This window comes from Sorangium sp. So ce394, assembly GCF_051474665.1.
In the GTDB taxonomy this organism is placed as follows: domain Bacteria; phylum Myxococcota_A; class Polyangia; order Polyangiales; family Polyangiaceae; genus Sorangium; species Sorangium cellulosum_D.
On sequence record NZ_CP150339.1, the window covers coordinates 11,104,823 to 11,123,715 of the forward strand.

Genomic DNA, 18,893 nt, shown 5'->3' on the forward strand with positions numbered 1-18,893 from the left:
CGGACTACGTGGACGGCCATGCACGCGACCGTGGTCATCTTCCCGGGCTCCAACGCCGATGCCGAAATGATCCATACGCTCCGCGACGTGCTCCAGGTCCGCACGTCGACCGCCTGGCACCGCGACGCCGAGCTCCCCGCTGGCACCGACCTCGTCGCCATCCCCGGCGGGTTCTCCTACGGGGACTACCTGCGCTGCGGCGCCATCGCGCGCACGAGCCAGATCGTCCCCGCCATCCGGCGGCACGCGGAGCGCGGCGGCCTGGTGCTCGGCGTCTGCAACGGGTTCCAGATCCTCACCGAGGCGGGGCTGCTCCCGGGAGCCCTCACCCGCAACGCGCACCTCCGCTTCGAGTGCCGCGACGTCTTCGTGACGCCGCGCGCCGAGGGGCCGTTCACGAGCGGCCTGCCTCGGGTGCTCCGCCTGCCGATCGCCCACGCCGAGGGGCGCTACCAGGCCGATCCGGAGACGCTCCGCAAGCTCGTCGAGGATCGCGCCATCGCGCTCCAGTACTGCGACCGGGAGGGGCTGGTCGGAGGAGACGCGAACCCCAACGGATCCGCCATGGACATCGCCGGCATCTACGGCGGCCCCCGGCGCAACGTGCTCGGGCTGATGCCCCACCCCGAGCGGATGAGCCAGCCCTTCCAGGGGCAAGGCTGCGCGGACGGGCGCGCCCTGTTCGACGCCGTGCTCCGCAGCGTGAACGGCGCCCGCGCCGCGTCCGCCGCGAGCGCGCCGTGACGCAGGCGCCGTCCGGCGACGCCCGCTGCCGCGTGTGCGCCGCGGCGCTCGCGCCGGGGAGCGCGCGCTGCCCGCGGTGCGGCGCGGACCAGCGCGCCGAGGCGTGCCCGCACTGCGGCGGGGTGGCCGGCGTCTCCGCGCACCCCGAGCTGCGCTTCCGGTGCGACGTCTGCGGCGGCCCGCGCGTCCCGGTCGACGGCGACCGCGCGAAGCGATCCGGCCGCGAGGTGCCGCTGCTCCAGAAGGCGCGCGCCGCGGCCTCGGCGCGCTCGGTCTGGCGCGCGGCGGGCATCGCGGCGAGCGCGCTCTTCGGCTTCGAGGTGTTCCTGTTCGCCGTGATGCTGCTCGTCCTCAGCGCGAGCGTCGGGCTCTTCGCCGCGGGCCTCCTGACGATGGCGCCCGTCGCCGCCTTCGCCCTGTGGGCGTTCCGGCGGGCCAAGTCGCGGGGCCGGGACATCGCGCCCGCGCTCGACGCCGCCTGGGTCTCCGTCGCGTCCGACGTCGCCCGGCAGGCCGAGCGCCCGCTCACCGCCGGCGCGCTCGCCTCGACCCTCCGCATCGGCGAGGCCCAGGCCGAGGAGCTGCTCGCGCTGCTCGAGGTGAACGACGTCGTGCGCGGCGCGGTGAGCCCCGCGGGCGAGTTCGGCTACGCGCCGAGGCTGCGCGTCGGCGCGGCGCCCGCGGGCGAGCCCGAGGCCGAGCGCGCGGCGCACGCCCTCGCCGCCGAGGAGGAAGCGCTCGCCGACATGCCCCTCACGCAACGGACCGCCCATGTCGAGCCCACGAAGCGCTGATCCGAAGACGAAGCCGGGCGCCCCGCGGCAGAAGCCCCGCGCGCCGCAGGAGCCCCGCGCGCCCCAGGAGCCCCGCGCGCCGCAGGAACCCCGCGCGCCCCAGGAGCCCCGCGCGCCCCGCCCTGCGCCGCAGGCGCGCCGCGCGCTGACCAACGTGGGCGGCGAGACGCGGCTCGAGGGCGATCCGGGCGACGCGGCGATGCTCGCCCACGCGCTCGACGTGGCCAGCGCGAGGGACGCGGAGGAGGCGGCCCGCGCCCACGTGCACGGGTTCCACAGCTACCCGGCCCGGATGCACCCGGACACGGCCCGCCGGCTCGTCGAGGCGCTCTCGAGGCGGGGCGATCGGGTGCTCGACCCGTTCTGCGGCAGCGGCACCGTCCTCGTCGAGGCCCGGCTCGCGGGCCGCGCGGCGGTCGGCGTCGACGCGAACCCCCTCGCCGTGCGCCTCGCCCGGCTGAAGGTGCAGGGCAGCACCCCGGGCGAGCGCGAGCGGCTCGTCGCCGCCGCGCGCGAGGTCGCGGCCGCCGCCGACGAGCGCCGCAAGGCGCGCGCCGGCCCGAGCCGCAGGTACGGCCCCGAGGACGTCGCCCTGTTCGAGCCGCACGTGCTGCTCGAGCTCGACGGGCTGCGCGTCGGCCTCGACCGCCTCGCGGGCCACGGCGCCGACGCCCTGCGCGCGGATCTCGAGCTCGTGCTCTCGGCCATCCTCACGAAGCTCAGCCGCCGCACGTCCGACACGTCGGAGCACGAGCTGCCGCGGCGGATCGCCGCCGGCTATCCGGCGCGGCTCTTCGTCCGCAAGGCGGAGGAGCTCGCCCGGCGCCTCGCCGACGTCGCCGCGCCGCTGTCCGCCAGCCCGCCCGCGCTCGTCGAGGAGGGCGACGCGCGCGCGCTGCGCGGCGTCGCGCCCGACTCGGTCCACCTCGCGGTCACGTCGCCGCCGTACCCGGGCGTCTACGACTACCTCGCCCACCACGAGGCCAGGCTGCGCTGGCTCCGGCTCCGGAGCGCGAGCTTCGAGCAGGACGAGATCGGCGCCCGCCGGCACCTCGATCCGCTCGGCCCCGAGGCCGGACGCGCGCGCTGGCGCGAGGAGCTCGGCGGCGTGCTCGTCGCGCTCGCGCGCGTGCTGCGGAGCGGCGCGCCGCTCGTGCTGCTGATCGCCGACAGCGTCGTGGCCGGCGCGCCGGTCTACGCGGTCGACGTGGTGAGGGCCGCGGCCTCCGGCGCGCGCTTCGCGGTCCGCGCGGTCGCGTCGCAGCCGCGCCCGCACTTCCACCGCCCCACGGCGCGCGCCTTCCAGCGCCGCCCGCGCCACGAGCACGCCATCCTGCTGATCCGCGCCTGACCGGCCGAAAATTGCCCCGCGGCGCGCGCCCGTGGCACGGTGCGCCGCGATCGAGCGGGGCGCGACGCGGCCGGCACCGGGCGCCGGCGACGCCCCGGGCGCGCAACGATGACGATGACGATGACGAGAGCACTCCTCGGACTCCTCCTGTGCGGCACCTCCGTCCTCGGCTGCGGCAAGGCCGGCGGCGAGCCGGGGAGGGCCGAGCTCGAGAGCACGGGGGTCGACGCGTGCGACGGCTACCTGGCCGCGATGCTCGCCTGCGCCGGCAAGCTGCCCGCGGAGACGAGGAAGGGCCACGAGGCCGCGATCCGGATCGCGCGCGACGCGCTCGAGGCGAAGGCGGAGGCCGACGACGACGCGCTCGAGGGCGACGCGAGGGACGAGGCGCGCAGCGCGCTCGCGGCCGCGTGCCAGCAGATGAGCGAGGCGGTCGCCGAGCGCGCCCCCTGCGGCGGGTGATCGCGCGCGCGGGGGCCAGCGCGCCGCGCGTCACGTGAAGGTGGGCACCTCCGCCGGATAGTACTGCCGGAGGAACGACGCCCACTGCGGGCGCTTCTCGGCGTGGAAGACGTCGCCCGCGAGCATGCTGGTGATGAGCTTGCGCATCGTGGGCCGCTGGTTCGGCTCGAACAGCGTCTCCCGGAAGTGGCCCTTGTAGAAGCCCTGCACGACGCCGAGGAACAGATCGACGGCGTAGCGGACCTCCGCCTCGTAGCTCGCGAACGCGGCGCGCGAGGTGTCCCCGGCCTCGAGCGCGCGGTGGATCGCCGTGGCCGCCAGATCGGCGCCCTTGATGGCGAGGTGCGCGCCCGTCGAGAAGAGCGGGTCGAGGAACCCGCCGGCGTCGCCCACGAAGAGCCAGCCGTCGCCGGCGAGCTGGTCGATCCGGTACGAGAAGTCGGCGAGCGCCCCCACCGGCCTCACGCGCCGCGCGCCCGCGAGGAGCTCCCGCGCCCAGCTGCTCTCGGCGACGGTGCGCTCGAAGAAATCGTCGAGGCTCTCCCCTCGCCTCCGGCTCCGGATCCAGCTCGACGACACGACCGCGCCGACGCTCGTCACCTCGCCGCGGAACGGGATGAACCAGAACCACCCGTGGTCGAAGATGACCAGCTGGATGTTGCCCTGGTGGATCCCGTCCTCGCGGACCACGCCCTCGTAGTGGGCGAAGAGCGCGGTCTTGTCGAGCTCGGCCAGCTGCGCCTTGCGCCGCAACCTCGAGGCGAGCAGCGTGTCCCGCCCCGTCGCGTCCACGATGATCGGCGCCCGGAGCTCCACGACGTCGCTCGCGCCGGCGCGCGCGGCCGACGCGGCGTCCGGCGCGGCGCCCTCGGACCGCGCGCGCGGCCGCGCGCGCACCCCGACCGCGCGCGACCCGTCGAACAGCACCTCGACGGCCTCCCACGACTCGCGCACCTCCGCCCCGAGCTCCGCCGCGTGCCGCAGCAGCAGCTGGTCGAACACGTCGCGCTCCACCTGGTAGGCGAACTCGAACTTCGGATCGAACGCGTCGGCGAAGCTGTACGTCCGCGTCCGCCCCGTCGACGAGCACAGGAAGCGGGCGCCGTACTTGCGGAGGAAGCGCGCGTCGAGCTTCTCGTCCAGCCCGAGCCGCTCGAAGACCTCGCGCGAGCGAGGCAGCAGCGACTCGCCGATGTGAAAGCGAGGGAACGTCTCCCGCTCGAGCACGAGGGAACGGCGGCCGAGCTTGGCCAGCGACGCGGCGAGCGTCGACCCACCCGGCCCGCCGCCGAGGATGATTGCGTCCCAGCGATCGGTCATGCCTCCGTCGTATAATGCGAGGAGACGCCCGCGAAAATGCGGTCGCGGCGCGCGAGGTCAGACCCGGGCCGACGCGCCGCTCGCCATCGGCGCGGGGCCCCAGCCAGGGCGCAGGAGGAAGCGGCGATGCCCACGGTCGTGTTCGAGGCCAGCGAGCTCGGCCCTCCCGTCTCCGCCGAGGCCGAGGCCGGCAGGCTGATCGACGTCTGCGACGACGCCCGCGCGCCGGTCGTGTTCTCGTGCCGCGACGCGCGCTGCGCCACCTGCCGCGTCGAGGTCGTCGAGGGGGAGCAACACCTCGAGCCGCCGGCGCGCGGCGAGCTCGAGCTGCTCGAGCGGCTCGGCGCCCCGCCGCGCCTGCGCCTCGCCTGCCAGGCGGTGCTCCGCGCCGGCCCTGGGCTGGTCCGGCTCCGCGGCGTGCGCGGCATTGGCGGGACCGGCGAACGGTGTTAAGGCAGGCCCCGTTCTGAGGCCCGGCTCCGATGGAGGGCGAGACCCGGCGCCCCACGGCGCCGCCCGCGCGCGGCGACGGCGGGCGCCGCTCGCTCGGGCCGCGCTCCGCTGCGCAGCGGGCGCGGTCGCTCGCCGGGCGGACCGTGACGAGGCCGCGCGGAGGAGAGGAGTGGAGCAGACGTGACCAAAGCCAGGAAGCTGCGCGAGCTCATGGCCCGCCCGGGCCCGATCGTCATCATCGGCGCGCACAACGGGCTCTCCGCGAAGATCGGCGAAGAGGCAGGGTTCGACGGGCTCTGGGCCTCCGGCTTCGAGATCTCGGCGAGCTACGCGGTGCCGGACGCGAACATCCTCACGATGGCGGAGAACCTCCACGCCGCCAAGATGATGAACAACACCTCGCTCCCCGTCATCGCGGACTGCGACAACGGCTACGGCAACGCCGTCAACGTCATCCGCTGCGTCGAGGAGTACGAGGCCGCCGGCGTCGCGGCCATCTGCATGGAAGACAACATCTTCCCGAAGCGCTGCAGCTTCTACGCGGGCGTGAAGCGCGAGCTCGCCGAGGTCGAGGAGCACGCGCTCAAGGTCCGCGCGGCGAAATCAGCGCAGAAGGACCGCGACTTCGTGGTCATCGCGCGGACCGAGGCGCTCATCGCCGGCTGGGGGATGGATGAGGCGCTCCGCCGCGGCCGCGCCTACGCGGACGCGGGCGCCGACATGGTCCTCATCCACTCGAAGAGCAAGGACCCGGACGAGGTGCTCTCCTTCGCCCGCGCGTGGGATCGCCCGGGCACGCCGCTCGTCTGCGTGCCGACGATCTACCGCACGACCAACGTCGACACCCTGCACAAGGCCGGCTTCAAGCTGATCATCTTCGCGAACCACGCGATCCGCTCGTCCATCAAGGCGATGACGGAGACGCTCCAGACGCTCAAGCGCGAGATGTACACCGGCAGCGTCGACGACAAGGTGGTGCCGCTCGAGCGCGTCTATCAGCTCGTGGGCGTCGACAAGATGAAGCAGGAGGAGTCGAGCTTCCTGCCCTCCGGCAGCCCGGGCGTCACCGCAGTCATCCTCGCCGCCGGCCAGAGCCAGGGCCTCCTGCCCCTCACGGAGGAGCTGCCGAAGCCGATGCTCGACCTGAAGGGCAAGAGCATCCTCGAGCGGCAGATCGACGTGCTCAACGCGTGCGGCGTGAAGGACGTCGCCGTCGTGCGCGGGTACAAGAAGGAGGCGATCAAGCTCCCGAACGCCCGCTATTACGACAACGACGAGTACGCGACGACGAACGAGGTCGCCTCGCTCTTCCGCGCCTCCAAGGAGCTGAACGGGCCGTTCGTCTTCCTCTACGGCGACATCGTGTTCGAGCGCGGCCACCTCGAGAAGCTGCTCAAGAGCCCGGCCGACATCTCGATCGTCGTCGACCGCGCCTACGCCGAGGGCCAGCGGCCCAAGGACGCGCGCGGCGTGCCGGATCTCGTGGTCCTGAAGGACGCGCAGGAGGCCGGCTACCGCTTCGTGGGCGCCGACGCGCCGCACCGGGTGGCCCGCGTCGGCCGCGCGATCCCGGCGGGCGAGGCGCACGGCGAGTTCGTCGGCATGGCCATGTTCACCGCGAAGGGCGCGCGCCTGCTCACCGACTGCTACCGCCAGCTGCAGGAGACCCGCGCGAAGGGCAGCTTCCACGAGGCCGAGTCGCTCCGCAGCGCGACCTTCACCGACCTGCTCCAGGAGCTCATCGACCGCGGCGCGGACGTGCAGGCGATCGACGTCTACAAGGGGTGGCTCGAGATCGACACGTTCGAGGACTACCGCCGCGCCTGGGCCCTCATCAAGGAGTGAGCCGATGTCCCACGGTTCAGGAAAATCGTACGCGCCCGAGTTCGTCGCCGCGCTCAAGGACGCGGGGTTCGACTTCTTCGCGGGCGTGCCCTGCTCGCTCTTGAAGGGCCTCGTCTCGCAGCTCGAGGCCGACAGGGACGCCCGCTACATCTCGGCGACCCGCGAGGACAGCGCGATCGGGATGGCGGTCGGCGCCTGGCTCGGCGGCCGGCTGCCGATGGTCCTGATGCAGAACTCCGGGCTCGGCGTCTCCGTCAACGCGCTGGCCTCGCTCAGCACGATGTACGAGGTGCCCACGCTGCTCGTCATCTCCTGGCGCGGCGAGGGCGGCAACGACGCCCCGGAGCACATCATGATGGGCGAGATCATGCTCCCCATCCTCGATCTGATGAAGATCCAGCACCGCGTCCTCCGCGGCGGCGAGCCGATGGGCCCGCAGGTCGGGTGGGCGAAGGACGTCATGCTCTCCACGAGGCAGCCGGCGGCGCTCATCGTCCCGGCGGGGGTGCTCGAATGAACAAGCTCGAAGCGCTCAAGGTGTTCACGGCGGCGGTCGGCAAGGACGACCTCGTGGTCTGCTGCAACGGCATGATCGGCCGCGAGCTCTACACGACGCAGGACCGGCCCTCGAATTTCTACATGATCGGCTCGATGGGGCTCGGCCTGTCGATCGGCCTCGGCCTCGCGCTCGCGCAGCCGCGCAAGCGGATCTTCGTGCTCGACGGCGACGGCAACGTCCTCATGGGCATGAACGCCCTCGCCAGCGTCGGGAGCGAGCGGCCCGCGAACCTCCTGCACGTCGTCCTCGACAACCGCTCCCACGCCTCGACCGGTGGGCAGCGGACGATCTCGGGCGACGTGAAGCTCGAGTCGGTCGCCAGCGCCGTCGGCTACCGCGCCACGCACCGCGCCGACTCGGTCGATTCGTTCGACGCGTCGCTGCGCGCCGCGCGCGTGCAGCCGGGCCCGGTCATGGTCCTCGCCCTCGTCGAGGGCGGCACCGTGAAGGGCATCGGCCGCGTCGCCGAGACCCCGCCGGAGCTCGCCGCCCGCTTCGCGGCCGAGGCGCGCCGATGAGGGCCATCCTGCTCGCCGCGGGGCGCGGCCGGCGCATCGGCCGGGACGCGCCCAAGTGCCTCATCTCGATCGAGGGCAAGACGCTGCTCGAGCGCCACCTCGTGAACCTCGCCGAGAGCGGCGTCGCCGAGCTGACGATCGTCGTCGGCTTCCGGCGCGAGATGATCGAGGAGGCCCTCGCGTCGCTCCGCGCCCCGCTCAAGATCGAGCTCGTCGAGAACCCGCGGTTCGTCCACGGGAGCATCGTCTCGCTCCACGTCGCGGCCGATCGGCTGTCGGGCGGCGGGCTGTGGATGGACGCCGACGTGCTGTACCCCGCCGCGCTGCTGCGGCGCCTCGTGTCCTCGCCGCACGAGAACTGCCTGCTCGTCGACGCGGGCTCGGAGGAGAGCGGCGAGGAGATGATGGTCGGCGTCCGCGCCGGCCGCGTGCTGAAGATCGCGCGCCGCGTCGGCAAGGAGTGGGACCTGGCGGGCGAGACCGTCGGCTTCGCCAAGGTCGGCCCGCAGGGCGGCCGCGTGATGCAGCGCCTCCTCGAGGAGGAGGTCTCCGCCGGCCGCCTCGATCAGGAGTACGAGGCCGCGATGGACCGCGCCTTCCAGGAGGTGCCGTTCGGCATCGAGCGCGTCGACGACCTGCCCTGGACCGAGATCGACTTCGAGGAGGACGTGGAGAAGGCTCGCCGGCTGGCGAGCGCGCTCTGACGCGCGCCCTCTGACGAGCGCCCTCTGACGAGACGAGACGCGCGGGCCCGAGCGCGGCGGCGCCGCGGCGGCCGAGCTCAGGCCACGGCCAGCTTCCCGCGGCGGGACGCGCCGCGGAGGAACCAGCCGTTCAGCACGATGACCGCGACGATCCAGACGACCCCGCCGGTCGCGAAGAAGACCTGACCCAGCCAGAGCTGGTCCGCGAGGAGCGTCAGCACCACCAGCGACAGGAACGCGTCCCCGTTCGATATCGCCCAGAGCGCGCCGATGAGGCGCGTGAGCGGCGATGTCTCCTCCCGGATCAGCTGTTTTACCTGATCGGCGCCGGTGGAGGACCGGCTCCGCTCCGGGTCGAACCACTCGTGTTCGAACGCGAGGTGCCCCATCCGCCCGATGAAGACATCGGCGTGGGCAAAGAACGAGGACGACGGGCCGAGCGCCTGGATCTTGCTGCGCAGCACGTCCACCGTCTCATCGGTGCCCCGCTCGAAGATCGAGCAGTACTTGAGCTTGAAGTAGTCCGAGGAAAAGGAGCGCAGCGCCCCCTGGAGCAGCGCGAGCAGCAGGATGCCGTTCGTGGACAGGACTGCGCTCCACGGGCCTTCGGGCGGCGGGTGAAGGTGGAAGTGCCAGAAGATGCCCGCGTACAGGAATGTCACACCGAGCCAGTCCGCAAGGGCGTCAATGGCGTGCCCTGCGGGGCTCGCCATCCGCTTGGCCCGCGCCAGCGCGCCGTCCACGCAGTCCAGGATGGAGCGGAGCTCGAAGGCGAGCGCGCCGGCGGCGAGGTGCCGCGGATCATCGAACGTCACCAGGTACCCGGCGAGCGCCGCGAAGAGCGGCTGGACCAGCGTCACCTGGTTCGGGGTAACGGGCGTCCTCATCAGCGCTCGCACGATCCAGCGCGCGATCGGGTACCGATAGTAGCGATTGAGCGGGTCCTCCATGCGCATTTTCCAGCCGCCGGGCACACCGCCGGACGGAGCGGCAGGCGTAGAGCTCTCGGTAGCAGCGCACGGTTCGGGCATCGGCGACTCCGGCGCGGACTCTAGGGCAGCTTCCCCCCGGAGACCAACTGGATTGAGCGCTCCACGGACATCGGGGACGTCGCCCGACGATGAGGCGCACGGGGCGCCGCTCGGGCGCTATGGTGTCCCCGTGGCAAGCAGGTCCTTCGGCGCGGCGCTCCTGCTCATGGCCGCCGGCTGCGCGGCGGGCGTGGGGTCCATCGGGGCCGTCCTCGGGAGAGACAACGAGTCGCAGGCGCTCTACGTGCGCGACGTACCGCGCGGGCTCGCCGCCGAGCGGGCCGGGCTGATCCCCGGCGACGAGATCCTCATGATCGATGGCGTCTACGTGCGGGATCTCTCCTCGGCCGAGGTGCGCGAGCGGCTCCGCGGCGCGGTCGGGAGCGCCGTCGAGCTCACGGTCGTCCGCGGCGGCGACGTGCGGCGCGTCCGCGTCGTGCGCAGCGAGCTCAGGGCGCACGAGGGGATCAAGCCGCGAGAGGAGCCGATCGTGCCGTGAGGCGCCGGGGGGCTCCTCACGGCGTGGCGAGCTCCACAAGCTCGGCATAGTGCTTGTTCGCATAGAACGAGAGCACGTCGACCGCGTCGCGCACCTCGCTCGGATCGAGGTCCTCGAGGCGGTACTCGACACTCAGGATCACGTCGCCCTCCTCGTCGGCCGAGAGCTTGGCCATGTTGATCTCGCGGTTCAGCTGGAGGAGGCGTCGCACGATCGCGTCGCCCTCCTCGGGCTCCATCGGGAGCCGCACGAACGGGATCACCGCGAAGACGACGAAGGGGGGCGAGAGCCGCACGAACAGGGGGAAGAGCCGCTCGGCCCCCTGAAAGTCGCTGCGCATCGTGTCGCTGGACACGACCTCCACAGCCCAGCCTTCACCCTCGAGGCAGGCCCTGATCTCGTCGAACGTCATGCGCGGCATCATAGCCGCTCGCGGCGCGCCACCGGGAGTGCGCTGGACGTGCGGCGGGGCGGCCGCGCCGCGATCGCCCGCGATCGCGGGCCGCCCGGCGCGATCCCGAGCGCGGCGCAGCTCCTTCGCCTGGCGCGCGTCGGTCGGGCGCGCCTTTCGCCGGCGCGCCCGACGGATGCGCGCCGGGGAGCGAAGTGCTGCCCGGGCAGCAGCGCGCGCGCGGGGCGGCCGCGCGCGCAGGATGGCCGCGCGCGCGGTGGCCCATTCGCGTTCAGGCCGCGCGAGCCGACCCATCCGGCAGCTCGTCCGGCCGGCGCTTTTGTCCGCGGCCGGCCGCAGCCCGCGTTGACGGTGCCCCGCGCTCGAACTATGCGTAGAGGCCCGTTTTTCGAGCCCGCCGAAGGAGCGATTCATGCGCCGTTACCAGTTCACTTCCGAGTCCGTCACCGAAGGACATCCCGACAAGGTGTGCGACCAGATCTCCGACGCGATTCTCGATGGCATCATCGAGAAGGATCCGACGGCCCGCGTCGCCTGCGAGACCCTGGTGAAGACGGGCATGGCCGTCGTTGCCGGCGAGATCACGACCTCGGCGTGGGTCGACATGCCGGTGGTCGTGCGCAACACGATCAAGGACATCGGCTACACCGACGCCTCGATGGGCTTCGACTACGAGACATGCGCGGTGCTCACGGCGATCGAGAAGCAATCGCCCGATATCTCCCGCGGCGTGACCGAGGGCGAGGGCCTCTTCAAGGAGCAGGGCGCCGGCGATCAGGGGCTCATGTTCGGCTTCGCGACGGACGAGACGTCGGAGCTGATGCCGTCGCCGATCAGCTATGCCCACCGCCTCGCCCGCAAGCTCGCTGATCTCCGCAAGTCGAAGAAGCTCGATTGGCTGCGCCCCGACGGCAAGACCCAGGTCACGATCGAGTACGAGGAGCACACGCCCGTCCGCGTGAGCGCCGTCGTCGTGTCGACGCAGCACAGCCCCGAGGTCAAGCACAAGACGATCGTCGACGCCGTGCGGAGCCTGATCATCGAGAAGAGCATCCCGGCGAAGCTGATGGATCGGAACACGAAGGTCTACGTGAACCCGACCGGCCGCTTCGTGGTCGGCGGCCCCTTCGGCGACGCCGGCCTCACCGGCCGCAAGATCATCGTCGACACCTACGGCGGCATGGGCCGGCACGGCGGCGGCGCCTTCAGCGGCAAGGACCCGACGAAGGTCGATCGCTCCGCCTGCTACTACGCGCGCTACGTCGCGAAGAACGTCGTCGCGTCGAAGCTCGCCGCGCGCTGCGAGGTGCAGATCGCCTACGCCATCGGCGTAGCGCAGCCGGTCGGCGTGCACGTCAACACCTTCGGCACGGGCCGCGTAGGTGACGAGGTGCTCGAGAAGTACATCATGCAGAACTTCGACATGCGGCCGAAGGCGATCATCGAGCAGCTCGACCTGCTGAAGCCCATCTACCGCAAGACGGCGGCGTACGGCCACTTCGGGCGCGACGAGTTCAGCTGGGAGAAGACGAACCGCGCGGCCAAGATGGCCGAGGATCTGCTGCGCCCGACGCTCTCGGCGGTGCCCGCGACCGTGAACGGCTCCGGCAAGAAGGAGCCGAAGCGCAAGGGCAAGAAGGAAGTGGGCGCCCAGGCCTGAGCGTCCGGAACGTCCCGCCCGACACCGGTCGAGCGGGGCGGATCCGGCGGCCCACGCCCCTCGAGGGCCCGAGAGCGCCGGCGCGGTGAAAGCGCCGGCGCTCTCTGCTTTGTCGAGGCTCCGTCGATGCGGTCGCCCCTCTTCTTCGGCAGCGCGCAGCGCGCTGGACGCCCGCGCCTGGCCGGGAGCCGGTGCCACGATGTGGGCGTCCGACTCACAAAAAAGCACCGCGCTTCGCCGGGATGTGCTGACTGTTGCCGCGGCTTCTGCTGATAAAATCATCGCAGACTCCCGTATCGCCGGATCGACCTGAACCTCCTTGGCTCCATGCGACCTCGAGGAGCACCGATGACGCGTTGGTTGGATTTCTTGAGCCTCATGACCGCGGCGGGGTGCCTGAGCGTGGCCTGCACCGGGAACATCGGACCGGTGGGCGGCATCGCCGCTGGCGGGGAGGGCGGCGCCGGGAGCGCCGCCGGCCCCGGCGGCAACGCGCCGACAGCGACGACCGACGCGACGACCATCACCACGGCGTCGGGCGGCGCCGGAGGCGCGGCGAGCGTGGGGGGCGCTGGGGGCATGGACTGCGGCGGCTCGCCGGACGACGACGCGGACGGCGACGGCTACACGGAGCAGCAAGGCGACTGCGACGACTGCAACCCGCTCGTCAACCCGGGAGTGGTGGAGCTCGCGACGGTCGGCGGCGAGGGCGGCGCCGCGCCGGAGGGGGTCGACGACGACTGCGACGGCGAGATCGACAACCTGCCGGAGCCCTGCGACAGCGACATCCCGATCGACGACGCGGATCCGCTCAGCGCCGCGAGGGCGGTCGAGCTGTGCAAGACGTCGTCCGGGCCCGGCGACTGGGGGGTGGTCTCTGCGGCCTGGGTCATGGTCGACGGCTCGCCGCCGCCGGAAGGGGCGGAACAGAACGCGAACTTTCACCTCGGGCACGGCATCCTGCCCAAGTTCGGGGCCAACATCCCGCCGAAGGCAGGCGCGCGGCTGCTCGCGCTCTCCAGCGGCACGGCGCGCCAAGCGAGCGACGAGGGGTTCGAGAGCCCGATGGGGTTCAACAAGAAGTACGAGGGCGAGTTCCCCGAGGGCTTCCCGAAGGACCCGCGCGACTGCGGCGATTTCGTGCCCTTGAAGCCGTCCGACCCGACGGCCGTCGAGATCGCGATCCGGGTCCCGACGAACGTCCGCGGCTTCGCGTTCAACATCAATTACGTCACCTACGATTGGCCGCTCGTCTGCACCGAGTTCAACGATTACTTCGTCGCGCTGCTCTCGCCGCGTCCGGCCAACCTCATCGACGGCCACATCCTCTTCGACAACAAGAGGAACGCGATGAGCATCAACAACGCCTTCATCGACGTCTGCAGCTGCGACGGCGGCCCGCCCTGCAACCTCGACGGCAGGGTGTACGCGTGCTCGAGCGGGACCAGCGAGCTGCTCGGGACGGGGTTCGAGGGCCGCGCGGGGACGAGCTGGCTCGTCACCTCCGCGCCCGTCGAGCCGGGCCAGCTGATCAAGATCCGGTGGGGAGCGTACGACGCCGGCGATCACCAGCTCGACTCGACCGGGCTCGTCGACAACTGGGTGTGGCTCGCCGACAAGGACGAGACCGTGAGCACGATACCCGTCGACCGCCCGCCGCCGGCCCCCTAGCGACGAGCGCGCCCGCGCCGGCGGCGGGTGAGCCGGCGCGGTTCTTCAGGCCGCGATCGGCGCGTCCGAGGTCGCCGCGCCGACGCCGCCGAGCAGCGCCTTGTACCAGGCGGCCGCCTCCGCCGCGCGGCCCGGCAGCGCGCGGCTGCCCCAGAGGACCGAGAGCGTGCGCGTCGTCCCCGCGTGGGTCTTGGTCCGCTGCGAGTCCTTCACGGCGTTCGCGCACGGGCCTTCCGCGTCGAAGACGCAGAGGAGCCCCGCGAGGTCGATCTCCTGCCCCGACGCGTTGAACACGTAGCGGGCGCCCGCGGGCGCGACGTCGATGCGGAGCGGCGGCCTCGCGCGGTCGAGATCGATCACGCTGATGGGCAGCCCGGTGTGCAGCGACACGGCGTTGCACGCGTCCACGGCCGCGTTGATGGTCGCGAGCGCGCCGCCCTCCGCGGCGCGGATGAGGTACTCGGAGGCCGGCTTGCCCCGGCCGGTCGGCTTGTAGCCGCCGTGCCGGAGCAGGTCGCGGACCGCCGACCGCACGGCGTCGTCCGAGCGGAACGGGGCCGAGGCCTTGTCGGACAGCAGGGCGCGGAGGGCGTCGCTCTCCGGCAGCTCGCCGAGCGGCGCGGGGAAGGTCGTGACGAAGGCGGCGGCTTCGAGCAGCGGATGTGCCGAGATCGTGAGCACGCGGCGCACTCTACACCAGCCGCGCTCAGTGGACCTCGTAGAACTCGACGCGGCGTAGATCCGCGCATTCCTGGCTGCCGTCCGGGTCTCCCAGGATGTGGATGCGGCCCGACTCGGGGACGGGGATCGCGACGGCGGCCGCCGGCTCCTCGATCTCGACGTCCTTCCCCTCGTCGAGGGAGACGCGCAGCGACAGCCCCGACGGCGAGCTCGAGGCCTCGACGTGGAAGGGCTGCTCGCGCTCCCACGAGAGGCTCTCCGTCTCCAGGCTCGCGGAGCCGTCGGCGCCCGTCACGGTCATCACGACGGCGCCGTCCGAGGCGCGGAGGAACACCCGCGTTCCGGAGTCGATGTAGAGGAGGTCGTGATCGGCGAGCTGCTCGCCAGAGGCGTAGTTGGGCGCGAAATCGAGAATCGCCTTGAACCACCCTTTCCAGATCAACCATTCAGCGTTGTTCGCAACCAGCACGTCGGCCTCGCGCCGCCGCGCGCTGCCCGAGGTGGGGATGGCCGACGAGGGGTATCGGGCCGACTCGAGGTTCAAGAACGCGAAGCTCGCCGCGCTCTGCCGGGCGCCGTCGCCCGCCGCGGGATAGACCCAGATCTGCCCGGCGCGGGCGGTCTCGACGCCGGTGAAGTCGACGCGGCGCCACGCGCGCGCCGGCGCGGGCACCCGCGCGCGCTCGTCGTTCTGGGCGGCGTCGTCGAACGCGAAGGCCCGTATCCACGCGAAGCCGCCCTCCTCCCCTTCCACGTCGCCCACCCAGCCCGAGACGGTCGAGATCGAACCGTCGCTGCGGTCGACCGGCACGTAGGTCGCTGCGGCCTGCGCGGTGTCTTCATCGGAGACGCGCCCGGCGGACAGCTCGCCGTCCGGCCCGTGCGCCTCCGCGACGCTGGCCGCGTGGAGCGTGCGCCAGGGGCGCAGCAACGGAGTCGAGAGCGGAATCCGGTTCTCGCGCGCGCTCTCGAGGCTGAGCCCGGAGGGGCCGTCGTCCCGGATCCGGCGCGCGCGGGCCGCGTGCGCGGGGATTCCGCTCACGAGGGCGCTCTCGCCGATCTGCACGGTCTTGTCCGGAGTGGGGCTCTCCAGCGTCAGCCACCCCGGAAGCTCGTAGACCCCCGGCTGCGCCGGGGTGCTCGCGGACCACCCGTAGAGCATCCCGTTCGGCAGACCGTCCACGCTCCCCTCGCCGCCGCCCCCGCCATCGCCGGGCGAAGCGGGGGCGGCGCCCGCCCCGCTCCCTCCCGTGCCCTGCACGTCGAGCGTGCATGCGGCCCCCGCGCTCGCGACGAGGACCGCCAACGGAAGGACCGTTGATGCGCGGCGGAGCGCGGCGGCACTCATGGCGGGATGATTGTCCTCCCACTCTCTCGCTGTCAATCCTGGCACCGCGCCGATCGAGCCTGTCATGCCGTGGTCGATCTCGTCCCTTCGCGACCGAGATCGACTACCCTGGCGGGCCGTGGATCCGGATTACCCCCGCTTCTCGCCGAGGTCGCCCATGGAACGCCGGCGCTCGACGAGCGCCGCAGCGTGGAGCCGACCAGGAGGCGCCGCGCCGCCGCTCGCCGAGCGGGTGATCCCGTGGCTCCTCGCGGCCGCTATCGCCGGATCCGTGCTCGCCATCGGCGCCGTCCATACGCCCACGCTGGCGCTGGTGTCTTCGATCACGACGATCGCTGCCGCGCTCTCGCTCCGCGCCGGCGCGCTCACCGAAGGACGATCGTTGGTGAGGGCGCTGCCGGTCCTCACGCTGCTCGGCTTGACCGCTTATACGCTGCTGCAGGCCGTGCCCCTGCCGCTCGCGTGGCTCGAGCGCCTCTCGCCCGCGAGCGCCGACATCTGGTCGCGCGCCCTGATGCCGCTCGGCGAGGCGGCGCCGCGGTACGCCAGCATCTCGCTCGATCCGGGGGCGACGCTGGTCGAGGCCGTGAAATGGCTCACGTACTCCGGCATCTTCATCGCCGCGGCGTTCGTCGGCGCGCGGCACGGCGCGAGGCTTGGAATCACCTTCGTCTTCGGCAGCGCGTTCCTCGCCGCGCTCACGACGATCGCCCACGGGCTGCTCGGCGCGACGCAGGTCTTCGGCCTGTATCAACCGCGGTTCTCGGTCGCGGCGTGGCATATCGGTCCGCTGCTCAACCCGAACAACCTCGCCGGGTACCTGAACCTCGGAATCCTCTCCGGCGTTGGGCTGCTGCTCACGAGCCGGCCGCTCCTGCCGGCCTGGGTTGCCGGGGTCGGGATCACCACGATCGTCGGGGTCGGCATCATCGCGTCCTCGCGCGGCGGGCTGCTCGTGCTGCCGCTCGGCCTCGCCCTCTTCGCGCTGCTCTCGCGGCAGCGGCGCGGCAGGCGGCGCTCGGGCGGCCGCATCCAGCGCCCGGCGGCCTGGCTGCTGAGCTTCGCCATCGCCGGCGGCGCCCTCTTGGCCGCGCTCGCCACCACGAACCGCACGCTCTCGGAGATCGCGGACGACAACCTCAACAAGCTGTCGCTGTTCTACGCGACGCTCCCGCTGATCGCGGACCACTGGCTCTTCGGCATCGGGCGCGGCGCCTTCGAGACGGTGTTCCCCGCCTACCGGCAGGAGCCGGGGAACATCGTGTTCACCCACGCGGAGAACTTCGCGATCCAGTGGGCGGCGGAGTGGGGCGTCCCGGCGGCGGCGGCCGCGCTCGTCGCGTTCGGCGTCGCGTTTCGCCCGGGCAAGATCGCGCTCCGCGGGAGCACGGCGGCGCTGGGCGCGTGGGTCGGCTGCGTGGTGCTCCTCCTCCAGAACCTGCTGGACCTCGGGCTCGAGGTGCCGGGCGTCGCCATCGCGCTCGCGGCGACCCTGGGCTCGCTCTGGGGCGAGGCCCACCGCGAGCGCCCGCGCCGCGGCGCTCCGGCGGACGAGGCCGACTCCGGGCGGTGGCGGCCGTGGCAGGAGGCGGCGTGCGCCGCGGCCGCCGGGGTCGCGCTGGTCGCGCTGATGCTGCGCTTCGGCTGGCGCGACGTCGACCACGACCGCCGGGCGCTCCGCGCCGTGAGCGACGCCGGGGCGGCGAGCGGCGCCGGCTGGCCGCGCCTCCGCGAGGAGCTCCGCGCGGCGATGCTCCGCCACCCCGCGGAGCCGTACTTCCCGCTGCTCGGCGCGGTGACCGTGCTGCAGGGCCGGATCGAGAGCCCGATCCCGTGGCTCCAGCGCACGCTCGAGCGCTCGCGCCGCCACGGCCGCGCCCACCTCCTGCTCGCGGAGGTGCTCGCGTCGCGCGGCGCCAAGGAGCAGGCGCTCCTGAGCCTCCGCCTCGCGGTGGAGGACGACACCACCGTCACCGGCGCCGCCGCGGTCCTCGCCCGGCAATGGACCGAGCGCTGGGACGAGCTGCTGCGGGCGGTGCCGGAGGGCAAGGCCGGGGTCGAGATGCTCGAGCGCATGGCGATCGTGGGGGACCGCCGGGAGGCGCTGGACCTGCGCCTGCGCTGCGCGGAGGAGGCGGTCGCGCGCGACCCTGCGCGCGTCGGCGCGCGCTGGGCCGCGGGCACCGCGCTGCTCACGATGCTGGAGGACCCGAGCTCCGCCCGCTGCGGCGGCGACGAGGCGCAGCGGGGCGCCTGCGAGCGGCAGGTCGAGGCGCACGCGGCGGCGATCCAGGGGGCGAAGAGCGACTCGTTCCTCGCGGTCCAGCTGCGGGCGCGGCTCCTCCTCGCGCGCAAGAAGAGCGCGGAGGCCGAGCAGCTGCTCGCGCAGAGCTGCGAGCGGCTCGACAACCGGCTCGGCTGCCTCCGCCTGCGGGTCGTCGCCGCGTCGCAGCTGGGCACCTCCGAGCGGCTCCTCCCGGCGCTCCGCGACCTGATGCCGGCGGCGTGCAGCTCCCACGCGGAGTGCGCGTCGGCGGCGACCTGGGTCGGCGACCTGCTCGCCGGGCGCAAGGACTACTCGTCCGCCGTGACCTATTACGCGCGGGCGGCGCAGGACGAACCGACGGAGGAGCGCCTCCTCAAGCTCGCCGACGCCGCGAGCGCGGCCGGCGCGCACGTCGAGGCGGCGAGCGCGCTGGAGCGCCTGCTGCAGCGCCGCGGCGGCAACGACGCCGAGCTGCGCCGGAGGATCCTCGACGAGCGGGCCAAGGCCCTGGCGCCTACGCTCTCGCCGTAGGTAGACTGCGCGCCCCCTGTGGTCATGCGCGCCCCTGTCCGCCT

18 protein-coding genes are annotated in these 18,893 nt (G+C 73.0%); 13 read left to right on the forward strand and 5 right to left on the reverse strand.

Translation table 11 applies throughout. From position 1 onward, the window contains the following. Positions 1-18: 18 nt before the first annotated feature. The 4 genes from purQ to WMF33_RS41005 all read left to right on the forward strand — a co-directional run bounded on the left by purQ (position 19) and on the right by WMF33_RS41005 (position 3,351). On the forward strand, positions 19-744 hold the full coding sequence (gene purQ, locus WMF33_RS40990) for a phosphoribosylformylglycinamidine synthase subunit PurQ (protein WP_061625438.1): 726 nt from the start codon (positions 19-21) through the stop codon (positions 742-744). Next, on the forward strand, positions 741-1,538 hold the full coding sequence (locus tag WMF33_RS40995) for a zinc ribbon domain-containing protein (RefSeq protein ID WP_437333694.1): 798 nt from the start codon (positions 741-743) through the stop codon (positions 1,536-1,538). The genes purQ and WMF33_RS40995 overlap by 4 nt, the downstream gene beginning before the upstream one ends. Then, entirely contained in the window at positions 1,516-2,889 is a 1,374-nt protein-coding gene (locus WMF33_RS41000) for a DNA methyltransferase (RefSeq protein WP_437333695.1), read from the forward strand. Before WMF33_RS40995 ends, WMF33_RS41000 begins: the two co-directional genes overlap by 23 nt. A gap of 120 nt (positions 2,890-3,009) precedes the next feature. After that, complete coding sequence (locus tag WMF33_RS41005) at positions 3,010-3,351, forward strand: hypothetical protein (RefSeq protein ID WP_437333696.1); 342 nt, start codon at positions 3,010-3,012, stop codon at positions 3,349-3,351. A gap of 30 nt (positions 3,352-3,381) precedes the next feature. Here WMF33_RS41005 and WMF33_RS41010 read toward each other — a convergent pair whose 3' ends face one another. Beyond that, a complete protein-coding gene (locus WMF33_RS41010) occupies positions 3,382-4,671 on the reverse strand; it encodes an NAD(P)/FAD-dependent oxidoreductase (RefSeq protein ID WP_061629121.1) in 1,290 nt (429 codons plus the stop codon). A 126-nt stretch (positions 4,672-4,797) separates the two neighbouring features. On the opposite strand from WMF33_RS41010, the gene WMF33_RS41015 reads away from it, so the two are divergent. From WMF33_RS41015 to WMF33_RS41035, 5 genes are all read left to right on the forward strand, one after another. Further along, complete coding sequence (locus WMF33_RS41015; protein ID WP_437333697.1) at positions 4,798-5,124, forward strand: 2Fe-2S iron-sulfur cluster-binding protein; 327 nt, start codon at positions 4,798-4,800, stop codon at positions 5,122-5,124. Between the two features lie 180 nt (positions 5,125-5,304). Next, positions 5,305-6,969, forward strand: coding sequence for an isocitrate lyase/phosphoenolpyruvate mutase family protein (locus WMF33_RS41020; protein WP_437333698.1), 1,665 nt, complete (start codon positions 5,305-5,307; stop codon positions 6,967-6,969). Positions 6,970-6,973: 4 nt separating this feature from the next. Beyond that, positions 6,974-7,486 carry a thiamine pyrophosphate-binding protein gene (locus tag WMF33_RS41025; protein ID WP_061629118.1) on the forward strand — a complete coding sequence of 171 codons (513 nt, stop codon included), beginning with the start codon at positions 6,974-6,976 and terminating at the stop codon, positions 7,484-7,486. Beyond that, a complete protein-coding gene (locus tag WMF33_RS41030; RefSeq protein ID WP_437333699.1) occupies positions 7,483-8,046 on the forward strand; it encodes a thiamine pyrophosphate-dependent enzyme in 564 nt (187 codons plus the stop codon). Before WMF33_RS41025 ends, WMF33_RS41030 begins: the two co-directional genes overlap by 4 nt. After that, positions 8,043-8,750, forward strand: coding sequence for an NTP transferase domain-containing protein (locus tag WMF33_RS41035; RefSeq protein WP_437333700.1), 708 nt, complete (start codon positions 8,043-8,045; stop codon positions 8,748-8,750). Before WMF33_RS41030 ends, WMF33_RS41035 begins: the two co-directional genes overlap by 4 nt. Positions 8,751-8,827: 77 nt before the next feature. Here WMF33_RS41035 and WMF33_RS41040 read toward each other — a convergent pair whose 3' ends face one another. Beyond that, positions 8,828-9,700 carry a CDP-alcohol phosphatidyltransferase family protein gene (locus WMF33_RS41040; RefSeq protein WP_061629115.1) on the reverse strand — a complete coding sequence of 291 codons (873 nt, stop codon included), beginning with the start codon at positions 9,698-9,700 and terminating at the stop codon, positions 8,828-8,830. A 211-nt stretch (positions 9,701-9,911) separates the two neighbouring features. Here WMF33_RS41040 and WMF33_RS41045 point away from each other — a divergent pair, with 211 nt between their 5' ends. Next, positions 9,912-10,280, forward strand: coding sequence for a PDZ domain-containing protein (locus tag WMF33_RS41045; RefSeq protein WP_437333701.1), 369 nt, complete (start codon positions 9,912-9,914; stop codon positions 10,278-10,280). 16 nt (positions 10,281-10,296) lie between these two features. On the opposite strand, the gene WMF33_RS41050 is transcribed toward WMF33_RS41045, so the two are convergent. Beyond that, a complete protein-coding gene (locus tag WMF33_RS41050) occupies positions 10,297-10,692 on the reverse strand; it encodes a YbjN domain-containing protein (protein WP_437333702.1) in 396 nt (131 codons plus the stop codon). A gap of 412 nt (positions 10,693-11,104) precedes the next feature. On the opposite strand from WMF33_RS41050, the gene metK reads away from it, so the two are divergent. Together metK and WMF33_RS41060 are read left to right on the forward strand one after the other, a co-directional pair. Further along, the gene (metK, locus tag WMF33_RS41055; RefSeq protein ID WP_437333703.1) at positions 11,105-12,352 is read left to right on the forward strand and encodes a methionine adenosyltransferase; all 1,248 of its coding nucleotides are present in this window, start codon (positions 11,105-11,107) and stop codon (positions 12,350-12,352) included. 348 nt (positions 12,353-12,700) lie between these two features. Continuing rightward, on the forward strand, positions 12,701-14,023 hold the full coding sequence (locus WMF33_RS41060) for a hypothetical protein (RefSeq protein ID WP_437333704.1): 1,323 nt from the start codon (positions 12,701-12,703) through the stop codon (positions 14,021-14,023). A gap of 45 nt (positions 14,024-14,068) precedes the next feature. Here the strand turns inward: WMF33_RS41060 and WMF33_RS41065 are convergent, their stop codons facing one another. Together WMF33_RS41065 and WMF33_RS41070 are read right to left on the reverse strand one after the other, a co-directional pair. Further along, a complete protein-coding gene (locus WMF33_RS41065) occupies positions 14,069-14,704 on the reverse strand; it encodes a phenylalanine--tRNA ligase beta subunit-related protein (RefSeq protein ID WP_044989384.1) in 636 nt (211 codons plus the stop codon). A 25-nt stretch (positions 14,705-14,729) separates the two neighbouring features. Then, on the reverse strand, positions 14,730-16,010 hold the full coding sequence (locus WMF33_RS41070) for a phage head spike fiber domain-containing protein (protein ID WP_437333705.1): 1,281 nt from the start codon (positions 16,008-16,010) through the stop codon (positions 14,730-14,732). A gap of 199 nt (positions 16,011-16,209) precedes the next feature. Between WMF33_RS41070 and WMF33_RS41075 the strand changes: the two genes are divergently transcribed. Continuing rightward, entirely contained in the window at positions 16,210-18,849 is a 2,640-nt protein-coding gene (locus tag WMF33_RS41075; RefSeq protein ID WP_437333706.1) for an O-antigen ligase family protein, read from the forward strand. Positions 18,850-18,893 lie beyond the last annotated feature (44 nt).